Here is an 11,827-nt window from a genome sequence, read left to right as displayed (position 1 = left end):
CTGGATCTCGCTCAGGCTCAGGTGCTGGTGCGGCAGGAGCCGCGACTGCGCCCCCTGCACCGCCGCCAGCAGCTCCGCGACGCTCATGGACCCGGCGAGCCGCACCCGCGCCGGCACCGTGTTGATGAACAGGCCGACCATGGCCTCGACCCCGGCGAGCTCCGCCGGGCGGCCCGATACCGTCACCCCGAACACCACGTCGTCGCGGCCCGTCTGGTGCCCGAGCAGGATCGCCCAGGCCGCCTGCACCACCGTGTTCAGCGTCACCTCCGAGCCGCGCGCCAGCCCCTGCAGCGCCGCCGTCTCCGCTTCGTCCAACTCAAGCGTCACCGCCCCGGCCTCGCCCGCCGCCGGCCCGTGGCCGCCGGCGAGCCGCGTCGGCTCCTCGAGCCCGGCGAGTTCCGCCGCGAAGGCCGCCCGCGCCGCCTCCCGGTCCTGCCCGGCGAGCCAGGCGAGATAGTCCCGGTAGGGCGCCACCCGCGGCAGCGCCCGGCCCTCGTCCCGGTAGAGGGCGAACAGCTCCTTCACCAGGACCGGCATCGACCAGCCGTCGAGCAGGATGTGATGGTTGGTGACGACGAGGCTGTGCCGTGCCGCCTCGCCCTCGCCGCCGTGACGCAGCAGGGCGAAGCGGATCAGCGGCGCCGTCTCGAGGTCGAAGCGCCGCGCCCGGTCCCCGGCGAGCCAGGCCGCAAGCGCCGCCTCGCCGTCTCCTGCACCAGAGAGGTCGATCTCCTGCCACTGCGGCCCTGCCCCGTCGACGACGACCGCCACCGGCCGCGACAGGCCGCGGTGGCGGAACGAGGCCCTGAGGTTGGCGTGCCGCTCCACCAGCCGCTCCGCCGCCTTCTTCAAGGCCGCCGCCTCGAGCCGTCCCTCCAGCTCCAGCACCAGCTGCACCGTATAGACGTCCGGTCCCACCCCGTCGTAGAGCGCGTGGAACAGCAGCCCCTCCTGCAGCGGCGTCAGCGGCCAAACGTCCGCAAGGCCCGCAATCTCTCGCTCCAGACCCGACACCTCCGCCTGCGACAGCCCGCTCAGCAGGACGTCGGACGGTGTGCGCGGCGGCGGCGCCTCGGTCGCGACCGCGGCAAGGCGCGCCACGGTCTTCTCGGCGAAGACGTCACGCGGCGTGAACTGCAGGCCCGCCCGACGCGCGCGGCTGACGAGCTGGATCGACATGATGCTGTCGCCGCCGAGCGCGAAGAAGCCGTCGTCGATGCCGACTTCGGCAAGGCCCAGCACCTCGCGGAACAGCGCGCAGAGGAGCGCCTCGCGCCCATCGCGCGGGCCCCGGCCCTCGGCCGGCTTTTCCAGCTCCGGCGCCGGCAGCGCCCGCCGGTCGAGCTTGCCGTTGGCGTTCAGCGGCAGGGCGTCGAGAATGACGATGGCCGAGGGCACCATGTACGACGGCAGTTCGGCCGCGAGCGCGAGGCGCAGGGCGCCGGCCTCCGGGCGCTGCCCTGCCGCGCCGACGACATAGGCGACGAGGCGCTTGTCGCCCGGCCGGTCCTCCCGCACCACGACGGCGCATTGGCCGACGTCGGGCCGGGCGGCGAGCACCGTCTCGATCTCGCCGGGCTCGATGCGAAAACCGCGGATCTTCACCTGCTGGTCGACCCGGCCCACGAAGGCGAGGGTGCCATCGCGCCGCCAGCGCACGATATCGCCGGTGCGATAGAGCCGCGCCCCGGGCGGTCCGAAGGGATCGGCGATGAAGCGCGCCGCCGTCAGGTCGGGGCGGCCGGGATAGCCACGCGCCACGCCGCAGCCGCCGATATAGAGCTCGCCCGGCACGCCGAGCCCGACCGGCGCCAGCTTCTCGTCGAGCACATGCACGGTGACATTGTCGCGCGGGCGGCCGATGGCGATGCCGCCATCCAGCGCCTCGTCCGGGGCAAGCACGTGGAAGGTCGCGAACATCGTGCCTTCCGTCGGCCCGTAGGCATTGACGATGCGCGTCGCCGGGCAATGGGCACGCACGGCCCGTACCGCCGCCGGCGACGCCGCGTCTCCCCCGGTCCACACTGCGCCGAGCGGTTGAAGGCAGGCCGGGTTCTCGGCCGCCACGAGGTTGAACAGGCTCGTCGTCAGGAAGGCGGCGGTCAGCCGCTCCTCGGCAATCAGGCGCTGCAGCGTCGCCGGATCGAGCGGGCCGGGCGGCGCCACGACGATCTCGCCGCCGCTGAGCAGCGGCACCCACAGCTCGTAGGTCGTCGCATCGAAGGCATAGGGCGAATGCAGCAGAACGCGGGCGTGCTCGGCCTCACCCCAGCAGCGGTCGTGGACGAGGTGCAGCACGTTGCGGTGGGAGACGCCGATGCCCTTGGGCTGGCCGGTCGATCCCGAGGTGTACATGACATAGGCGAGATCGTCCGGCGCCCCCGCCACGAAAAAGGGCTCCTCGGCATCGCTCTCCTCCGCCATGTCGGCGGGGACGACCGGCACGTCGCCGAGAGCGGCGGCCGCGGCGACATTGTCGGTGACGACGGCGAGCGCGCCGGTTTCGGCAACGACCTGGCGCTGGCGGGCCGGAGGGTCGGCGAGATTGAGCGGCACGAAGGCGGCGCCGGCCTTGAGCACCGCGAGCGTCGCCACGACGAGATCGGCGGACCGCTCGATGAGCACGGCGATGCGCCGCTCCGGCCCGCCGCCCAGCCTTGCGAGCCGGCGCGCCAGCGCGCTCGCCTTGCGGTCGAGCGCGGCGTAGGTCAGCACCTCGCCGGCGCAGCGCAGGGCGACGGCCTGCGGCCGGGCCGCGACCTGAGCCGCGAAGGCCGCCTGCATCGTCCCGAGCGCCTGCGGCACGGCGACCGCTGCCCCCCGCCCGAGCCGCGCCAGCCGTTCCCGCTCACCGGCCGACAGCAGGTCCATGTCGGCAAGCGGACGGTCGGGCGCGGCGACGGCGGCGCCGAGAAGGCGCACGAAGCGCTCCGCGATCAGCGCCGCCGTCTCGGGATCGAACAGGTCGCGGCTGTATTCGAGCGTCCCGACGATGCCCGCCGGCGCCATGTCCGGGCCGTGGGTCTCGCCGAGTTCGAAGGCGAGATCGAACTTCGCCGTACCGAGAGGGACCGCGAACGGCTCGGCCGCAAGGCCCGGCAGGCGGATCGTCTCTTCCGCCCCCGGCTCCAGCGACAGCACCACCTGCACGAGCGGATGGCGCGACAGCGAGCGCTCCGGCTCGAGCGCATCGACCAGCCGGTCGAAGGGCAGGTCCTGATGCGCGAAAGCCTCGAGATCGATGTCGCGCACGCGCGCCAGCAGGGTGCGGAGGCTCGGGTCGCCGGCGGTGTCGACCCTGAGGACGAGGGTATTGACGAAGAAGCCGACGAGATCGTCCAGCGCCTCGTCGCCTCGCCCTGCGACCGGCGCGCCGATGGCGATGTCGGTCCCCGCCCCGAGCCGGCCAAGGAGTGCGGCGAGCACCGCCTGCAGCACCATGAAGGGGCTTGCATTCGCCGACCGGGCAAGCTCCCGCAACCGCGCATGGACTGCCGCCGGCACCACGACCGGCACGAGGCCGCCTTCGCCGGAGCCACGCAGCGGCCGCGGCCGGTCGCCCGGGAGGTCGATGGCGGCCGGCATGCCGGCGAGCACGCCGCGCCAGTGCGCGAGTTCCCGCGCCAGGGGACTGTCCGGCGCATCCGCCGGGCCGAGGAGCGCGGCCTGCCACAGCGTATAGTCGGCATATTGCACCGGCAGCGGCGGCAGGGCCGGGGCGCGCCCGTGACGGCGCGCATCATAGGCTGCGGCAAGGTCGCGCCAGAGCGGCGCGAGCGACGCCCCGTCGCCGGCGATGTGGTGCAGCGTCAAAAGGAGGACATGCTGCCCGGGACCGAGCGCGAAGAGATCGGCCCGCAGCGGCAGGTCGCGCGACAGGTCGAACGGGCGCCCCGCCGCCTCGGCGAGCGCCGCCGGCAACTCCTGCGCGGCGCAGTCGCCGTGAAGGCGCGGCAGCTCCGGCACGATGCCGGCAGCCGGCAGGACGACCTGCCGCGGCACCCCGTCGCTCTCGGCAAAGACCGTGCGCAGGCTCTCGTGGCGGGCGACGACGTCGGCCAGCGCGAGCCGCAGCGCGGCGATGTCGAGAAAGCCGTGCAGCCGCACGGCGAACGGCAGGTGATAGGCCGCGCCCTGACCCTCGCCGAGCTGGTGGAGGAACCACAGGCGCTGCTGGGCATGCGAGAGCGGGATGGAGGCCGGCCGCTCCTGCGGCCCCAGTGGAGGACGCTCGTCACGCGCGCCGCCGATGCGGCCGGCGAGACCGGCAACCGTCGGCGCGGCGAACAGGTCGCGCAGGGTGACGCCCACGCCGAACTGCCTGCGGATGCGGTTGACGAGCCGCGCCGCGGACAGGGAATGTCCGCCGAGACCGAAGAAGTCGTCGTCGATGCCGACGGCACCGAGGCCGAGAACCTCGGCGAAGAGCGCACACAATGTCTCCTCGCGCGCATCGCGCGCGCGCCGCCCCGTCGCCGCGGGCACCACGGCCGGCGCCGGCAGGGCCTTGCGGTCGATCTTGCCGTTCGGCGTCAGCGGCAGCGCCGGCAGCGGGACGAAGAGGCGCGGCACCATCGCCTCGGGCAGGCGGGCGGCGAGATGGGCACGCAGCATGCGGCTCTCCACCGCCGCGCCCGGACAGGGCACGACATAGGCGACGAGCTCCTTGTCGCCCGCCGCCCCGTCCCGCGCCACGACCACGCAGCGCGCAACGGCGGGATGGCCGGCAAGTGCAGCCTCGACTTCGCCGGGCTCGACCCGCACGCCGCGGATCTTCACCTGATGGTCGGTGCGGCCGATGAATTCGAGCGTGCCGTCCGCGCGCTGGCGCACGACGTCGCCGGTGCGATAGAGCCGCGCGCCGGGCGGGCCGAACGGATCGGCGACGAAGCGCTCGGCGGTGAGCTCCGGCCGGCCGTGGTAACCGCGGGCAAGGCCCGCGCCGCCGATGTAGAGCTCGCCCGCGACACCGGGCCCGACACGGCTGAGCCGATCGTCGAGCACATGGATGCGCGTGTTCCAGATCGGGCTGCCGATGCCGACGTCCCCGGCAGAGCAGAGGCCGTAGAGACTGTCGCCCGTCGCCTCCGAGGAACCGTAGAAATTGTAGAGCCGCGCCTTCGGCAGACGGGCGGCGAAACGGGCCGCGAGGGCCGGCGGCAGCGCCTCGCCGCTCGTCACCCACGTGCGGCAGCCTGCGAGGTCCTCGCTCTCGCCGATATCGAGCAGCGCGGCCAGGAGGCTCGGCACCACCGTCAGGCGGGTGATGCCGAAGCGGCGGATGGCCGCGACGAGGCCGGCGACGTCCCGCGCCGCCTCCGCCTCGACCATGACCATCGCCGCGCCGTTGAGGAGGACGCCCAGCAGTTCCGTCGAGCCGTCGATGAAGTTGAGCGACGTGCGCGCCAGGACACGCTCGCCGGCACCGAAGGGACAGGCCGAGCCGATCCAGGCGAGGCGGTTCGTCATGGCGCCCTGCAGCCCGACGACGCCCTTCGGCCGCCCGGTGGAGCCGGAGGTATAGACGAGATAGGCGGCATGCCCGGCCTGCACCGGCTGACGGCGATCGCCCTCGGCGGGGGCCGTCGCCGGCGCGGCGGCGAGCGTCTGCGCCATCGCGGGCGTGTCGATCTGCAGCCGGCGCTGCCCGGGCGCGATGGCGGCAAGGAGGGGTTCGCTTCCCGCGGCGGTCAGCACGAGCGCCGGCGCGGCATCGCCCACCATATAGGCGAGCCGCTCCGGCGGATAATCCGGATCGAGCGGCAGATAGGCGGCGCCGGCTTTCAGGACCGCGAGAAGGGCGGCCACCATCCCGGCGTCGCGCGGCAGGGCGAGACCGACGAAGTCGTCGGGGCCGATGCCGAGGCCGATGAGGTGGTGCGCCAGGCGGTTGGCTCGCGCGTCGAGGGTGGCGTAGTCGAGGGTGCCGTCTTCCAGGATGAGGGCCGGCGCCGCGGGCGAGCGCGCCACCTGGGCCTCGAACAGCTGGGCGAGATGCGCCGCCGGCAGCGCGTGCGCCGTCGCATTCCAGCCGTGCGGCAGACGGGCTTCGGCAGCAACACGGCCCTCGGCGGGATGAACGGCACGGTTCATGCGCGTGTCCGATCATCCAGGCCGGAGCGGCCGGCCGGCGATCCGGCAGGCGTGCGGAGGCATGGGCGCAGGTGGCCGCGCGGCCGCGATTCCGGCCCGAGCATCGGCAACGACATGGTCGACGGCCTCCCCAGCCCGTCTGCCGGATTCCCCAATCCGGCCTCTTCTGTCCGCCTCGAGGGCTTCGAGGCATATCCATTCCTGACGCGGTGGCCCGGCCGCCTCAGAGGCCGAGGCGCGCGCGCAGCCCCTGCGGCGGCGGATCGGCACGGACGAGCCCACGCCGGCGCAGTTCCGGCACCACGGCCCGCGCGAATTCGTCGAAACTGCCCGGAAAGTGCGTGGGCGTGATGACAAAGCCGTCACAGGCTTCCGCCGCGAAAAAGGCTTCGAGCGCGTCGGCGACATCGCGCGCCGTGCCGACGAGCCGTGGCGTCGACGACGAGCGGGCAAGGCGCAGTGCGATCTCGCCCAGCGTCCACCTGCGATCCGGATCCTCGGCGCGCACCTGGTCGAGCCAGGGCACGGCGGCGCCGGCATCGACGGCGGCCCGCATCGGCGTTGCCGCGATCACCTCCTCGATCGGCGTGTCGGCGGCAAAGCGGGCGAGGTCCATGCCGAGCATGGCGGCAAGGAAAGCCCGCGCCATCTCCGGGTGGATGATCTCGTCGAGATAGGCGGCCCGCGCGGCGGCGATGGCGCGCGTCTCGCCGAGCACCGGCTGCACGGCCGCCAGCAGGCGGATGGAGGCGGGATCGCGCCCGAGCGCCTCGGCGCGGCGGCGCACGTCGTTGCGCAGCTCGGCCATGCCAGCGGCCTCGTTCTGGATGGCGAACATCACGTTCGCCCAGCGGGCGGCGAAATCCCGGCCCCGGGGAGAGACGCCGGCGGCCATAAGCACGGGCCCGCCTCCCGGCGTCGCCGGCAGGGACAGGGGCCCGCGCAGGCGGAAGAACTCCCCCGCGTGGTCGATGGTCGAGACCTTGTCCGGGTCGGCGAAGCGGCCGCTGTCCTTGTCGCGCAGCAGCGCGTCCTCGTCCCACGAGGTCCACAGCTGCGAGCACACGGTGAGCGTCTCGTCGGCCCGGCGGTAGGCGGTGGGTGAATCGAGCGGCGCGAAGTGGCCGAAGTTGTGGGCGTTGCTCTCCCCGGCCGAGGTGACGATGTTCCACGCCATGCGCCCGCCGCTGAAGTGCTCCAGCGTGCTGAAGATGCGGGCGATGTGGTAGGGCTCCATGTAGGTCGTCGACAGCGTCACGGTGAAGCCGAGATGCCGCGTGACGCCGGCCATGGCCGCCACGAGATGCGAGGGGTCGTGCCGGATGGAGCCGACCGCGCCATGGGCGACGAAGGTGCGGTAGTCGCCGCCCGGGCCGGTCGCGATGCTCAGGGATTCCGGCACGAAGGCAAGGTCGAACCCGCCGCGCTCCAACGTACGGGCGACATCCTCATAGAGGCTGCGGTCGCAGAAATCGGTCTCGCTGTAGGGGTGCCGCCACATGCCGCCAAAGTGACTGCCCGGCACGAGAATATAGCCGGCAAGGGTCATCCAACGGCGCATGCGCGCGTCTCCAGGAAACGGCAGGATTTCGTCAGCTTCGTCAGCCCGCCGGCTGGCGAGGAGCGCATGCTATGCCGCACCACGTGCGCTTCGCAAGCTGAAGGATAATTAAATGTTGGAAAGGCGCGGGCCAGCACACCGAATTTCTGTAAAATTCTATCGAAATACGGGCGCTCATCGCGCAACAGCGAAGAGCTCTTTGCCGAAATGATCCTCAGCTGTCATTCACCATGCGGGACAGGGCTCGTCCTTCGGCGCGGGCCGGTTCACGCCACCCCGGTCACGCCACCTTGGGCGAGCGGCGGGTCACCGGCGGCGCCGCGAGCGCACGCGCCATCGCCTCACCGGTCAGCCTGTTGTGCTCCTCGAGCCGTTCCGCGAGGTCGAGCCGCGTGCGGGCGCGCAGCGCCACCATGATGCGCTCATGCTCGGCAAAGGATGCATCGAGCCGATGCGGCACCTCGTTGACGGCGAAGCGATAGCGCCAGATCTTCTGCTGCAGGACGGCATAGTTCTGGATGAGGACCGGGTTACGCGTCGCCTGCGCGAGCTTCTGGTGAAAGGCGTGGTTGATGTGGGTGTAGGCCGCATGCTCGCCCTCCGCCAGCGCCGTCCGTAACGCCTGGTGGAGCTCCTCGAGCCCGGCAATGTCGTCCTCGGTCGCGCGCTCGGGCACCGTGAGCCCGATCAGCCGTTCCAGCGCGCCCTTGACCTCGAAGATCGGGGCGAGCTCCGCCGGGTCGATCGGCGCGACGATGGCGCCGCGGTTCGGCCGCAGCGTCACGAAACCTTCCGCGGCCAGCACCTTCAGCGCCTCGCGCAGCGGCGTGCGCGACACGCCGAAACGTCGGCACAGCTCCTGCTCGGGAATGCGGCTGCCGCCCGGCAGGGTGCCGTCGAGCAGCAGCGACCGCAATTGCGCCGTCAGCAGCGCATGCAGGCTCGTCCGGCCGCCCGGCGCGGTATCGTCGTCGCGTGGGATATCGGCGTCGTCGGTCACGGGAACAGGCGGCCCGGCAGCCACAGCGCGATGGCGGGAAAGGCGACGAGCAGCCCGACCATGGCCAGCATGATCACGACGAACGGCATGGCGCCGCGCATCACGTCGCCGATCGAGCCGCGCCCGCGCACGCCCTGCACGATGAAGAGGTTCATGCCGAGCGGCGGCGTGATGAGGGCGACCTCCATCATGATGACGAGGAAGATACCGAACCAGACCGGATCGATGCCGAAGTGCACGACGATGGGCATCACGATCGGGATCGTCGCGATCATCATCGACAACGTTTCGAGGAAGCAGCCGAGGACGAAATAGAAGACGACCAGCAGCAGGACGACCTCGAGCGGGCTCGAGGCGATGCTGCCGACCGCCCGCGTCAGCGTCTGCGGAATGCCGAGGATGCCGATGACGAAGTTGAGGAACTGCGCCGCCACCACGATGAGCAGGATCATGGCGCTGATCTTCACGGTGGAGAGCATCGCCTCGTGCAGCATGGCGATGGAGAAGCGCCGCTTGGCCATGGTGACGAGGAGCGCGCCGACGACGCCGATGGCGGCCGATTCCGACGGTGTCGCCCAGCCGAGATAGATCGAGCCCATGACGAGCACGAAGATCACGAGCGGCGGCAGAATGTCGACGAGGTTGCGCAGCCGCTCGGCAAAGGGCACGGCCGGCGGCGTGACGCCGGCAAGTGACGGCCTGACGAGGCTGACCACGAGGATGTAGCCCATGAACAGCAGGGCGAGCACGATGCCCGGCACGAGACCGGCCGCGAACAGCTGCCCGATCGAGGTGTTCGACATCGAGCCGTAGATGATCATGTTGATCGACGGCGGTATCAGGATGCCGAGCGTGGCGCCGGCAGCGATCGAGCCGAGCGTCAGCCGGTCGTCGTAGCGGTATCTCTCCATGGTCGGGATGGCGACCGTCCCGATGGTCGCCGCCGTCGCGACGGAGGAGCCCGATACCGCCGCGAACAGGCTGCTCGCGGCGATGTTGGTGTGCAGGAGCCCGCCCGGCAGGCGGCGCAGCCAATCGGTGAGCGACCTGTACATGCCGTCCGTGACGCCCGAGCGCACCAGGAGCTCGCCAAGGAAGATGAAGAGCGGGATGGCCGTCAGGATGAAATCGTTCAGCACGCTCCACGCCTGATTGCCGAACACCAGGAGCGACGGCACGCCGAGATAGGTGAGCGCACCGAGCGCGGCGGTGGCGAACAACGCGACCGCCACCGGCACGCCGGCGAGCATGACGCCGAGCATGACGAGAAAGCCCACTGCGGCGGGCAGCAGGCCGATCATGACCCGGCGCTCCGCTCGCCGAGCTGGGCGGCATGCTCGTGCAGCTCTTCGCCCAGCGTCTTGATGCCGTACCAGCGCGCAAGGTTGGGCGACCGGGAGAAGAAGAGAATGGTCGCATGGACGGCGCTCGCCACGGCGACGAGGGCGAAGAACGCAAGGCCCGCGACCCAGACCGCCTGCGGCTGCCAGAGCGGCGTCATCATCGGCGTGCCGGAGAGGGAGCGGTATTCGATGCTCTCGGCGAGCGTCGTCCATCCGCGCCAGGCGAAGAACACCGCCATCGCGGCGAGGGACAGGGCCGAGAGGAGATTGAAGCAGCGGCGCGCGGCCGCGGGCAGCCGTTCCAGCACGATCTCGACCCGGGTGTGCGAGCGCTCGAGCAGGGCATAGGCAAAGCCGAAGGCGGCTAACATGGCGAGCACGTAGCCGCCGAATTCGTCGCCGCCCTGCAGCGAGAGGTTGAGAAAGCGCCGCAGCAGCACCTCGGCCGTGATCAGCAGCGAGAGCGCGAGCACGCCGTAGCCCGCGACGAGGGCGATGAGCCTTGCGAGCGGCCCGAGACAGGTCTCGACAGGATTGGTCCGCATGGCTCCCCGTCCCGTTCATCGGCAGCCGACCCGCCGGCGGCGGATCGGCTTGTCCAGGCCTTACGTCAATGGATGGCGAGGCCTGCGGCCTTGCCGACGGTGTCGTTCCAGGTCGCAGTGCACTTCGGGTCGACCGCATTGCAGGTGTCGCGCCAGATCGGCAGAACCACCTTCTCGGCGGCTTCCTTGATCCGCGCCTGGTCGGCGGGCGCGATCTCCACCAGCTGCATGGAGAACTTCTTGTGGTTCGTGCAGCTCTGCCCACCGGTGTTGCAGGCCACCGCCTCGTCATTGGACGTGATGGCGAAATCCCACAGCTGGTCCTCGAGCGTCCGGAAGGCGGCGGCGAGCTTGGCCTGCTCGTCGGGCGAGAACTTCTTCCAGGTGTCGAGATTGATGAAGTGCCCCTGCACCGAACCCGACACGGACAAGGGCAGGAAATGGCTGGTCACCTCCGGCCAGTTGCCGGTGTTGCCGGAGGTCGGCGAGGTCACGCCGCAGGCGACGACGCCGCGCTGCAGGGCCGGATAGACCTCCGAGAACTGCAAGGTCACCGGCGTAGCGCCGAAATGCTCCAGCATCGCCGACATCGAGGGCGTGAAGCTGCGCACCTTGAGGCCCTTGAGGTCGTCCAGCGTCTTGACCGGGCTGTTGCAGTAGAACACCTGCGGGCCGAAGGGCCACAGCGTGAGGACCTTGGCGTTGAACTTCTCCTGCAGCCGGGCGTCGAAGGCTTCGCGATAGGCGTCGACCGCCTTGCGCAGGGCGCCCATATCCGTTGAGACGCCGATCAGGTCGATGCCCTCGAAGAAGGGATCATCGCGCGAGGCCATGCCGATCTGCACCGACATCACGTCGAAGGAGCCGCCACGCAGCATGCGCAGCGCGTCCGGCGCCTTCACGCCGACCACGTCCATCGGATTGTAGTTCATGCCGATGGGGACGCCGGCCGCCGCCCCGAGACCCTCGAAGAAGGCGCGCTCGATGGCCACCTGCTTGGTGTTCTGCGAAAAGTTGCCGGCGACACGCAGCGCCGTTTCGGCGCTCGCGCCGGCCGAGCCGACGGTCAGGGCGGCGAGCGCGCCGGCGCACAGAAGAAAATGCTTCATGGGTGGAGCCTCCGAGGCGCGATTTTGAATTCAAATTGCGCTCCTGAAGCGTTGCAGGTTCCTCCCACCGCTCAAACGGGAAATGTTGTGCAGACGCACCTGCACCGAAGCTTATTATTTTCAGGATCTTGATGCCTGCACTGCTTGAATATCGGGCAGCGGTGCACAAGCAT

General features: G+C 70.9%; 6 protein-coding genes. All 6 read right to left on the bottom strand.

What is annotated here, in order from left to right; translation table 11 throughout:
* A partial coding sequence (locus GGR16_RS12770; RefSeq protein WP_183316849.1) for a non-ribosomal peptide synthetase occupies positions 1–6,096 on the bottom strand: 6,096 nt, incomplete at its 3' end.
* Positions 6,097–6,319: 223 nt separating this feature from the next.
* On the bottom strand, positions 6,320–7,657 hold the full coding sequence (locus tag GGR16_RS12765) for an NtaA/DmoA family FMN-dependent monooxygenase (protein ID WP_183316848.1): 1,338 nt from the start codon (positions 7,655–7,657) through the stop codon (positions 6,320–6,322).
* Between the two features lie 280 nt (positions 7,658–7,937).
* Positions 7,938–8,657, bottom strand: coding sequence for an FCD domain-containing protein (locus tag GGR16_RS12760; RefSeq protein WP_183316847.1), 720 nt, complete (start codon positions 8,655–8,657; stop codon positions 7,938–7,940).
* Positions 8,654–9,958, bottom strand: coding sequence for a TRAP transporter large permease (locus GGR16_RS12755; protein WP_183316846.1), 1,305 nt, complete (start codon positions 9,956–9,958; stop codon positions 8,654–8,656). Before GGR16_RS12755 ends, GGR16_RS12760 begins: the two co-directional genes overlap by 4 nt.
* Positions 9,955–10,545 (bottom strand): TRAP transporter small permease subunit, encoded by a 591-nt coding sequence (locus GGR16_RS12750; protein WP_019400779.1) that lies wholly within the window; start codon positions 10,543–10,545, stop codon positions 9,955–9,957. Before GGR16_RS12750 ends, GGR16_RS12755 begins: the two co-directional genes overlap by 4 nt.
* Positions 10,546–10,610: 65 nt before the next feature.
* Positions 10,611–11,654, bottom strand: a complete 1,044-nt coding sequence (locus GGR16_RS12745) for a TRAP transporter substrate-binding protein (RefSeq protein ID WP_053193328.1) — start codon at positions 11,652–11,654, stop codon at positions 10,611–10,613.
* Between the last annotated feature and the right edge of the window lie 173 nt (positions 11,655–11,827).

The organism is Chelatococcus caeni (assembly GCF_014196925.1).
GTDB classification, from domain to species: Bacteria; Pseudomonadota; Alphaproteobacteria; order Rhizobiales; family Beijerinckiaceae; genus Chelatococcus_A; species Chelatococcus_A caeni.
The sequence above is the reverse complement of the archived record's forward strand: the minus strand, read 5'-3'. Positions and strand labels throughout refer to the sequence as shown.

Bases quoted from the DNA above. Each gene is read 5' to 3' on its own strand.
- GGR16_RS12765 (WP_183316848.1), bottom strand. From the start codon at position 7,657: ATGCGCCGTTGGATGACCCTTGCCGGCTATATTCTCGTGCCGGGCAGT.
- GGR16_RS12755 (WP_183316846.1), bottom strand. From the start codon at position 9,958: ATGATCGGCCTGCTGCCCGCCGCAGTGGGCTTTCTCGTCATGCTCGGC.
- GGR16_RS12745 (WP_053193328.1), bottom strand. From the start codon at position 11,654: ATGAAGCATTTTCTTCTGTGCGCCGGCGCGCTCGCCGCCCTGACCGTC.
- GGR16_RS12750 (WP_019400779.1), bottom strand. From the start codon at position 10,545: ATGCGGACCAATCCTGTCGAGACCTGTCTCGGGCCGCTCGCAAGGCTC.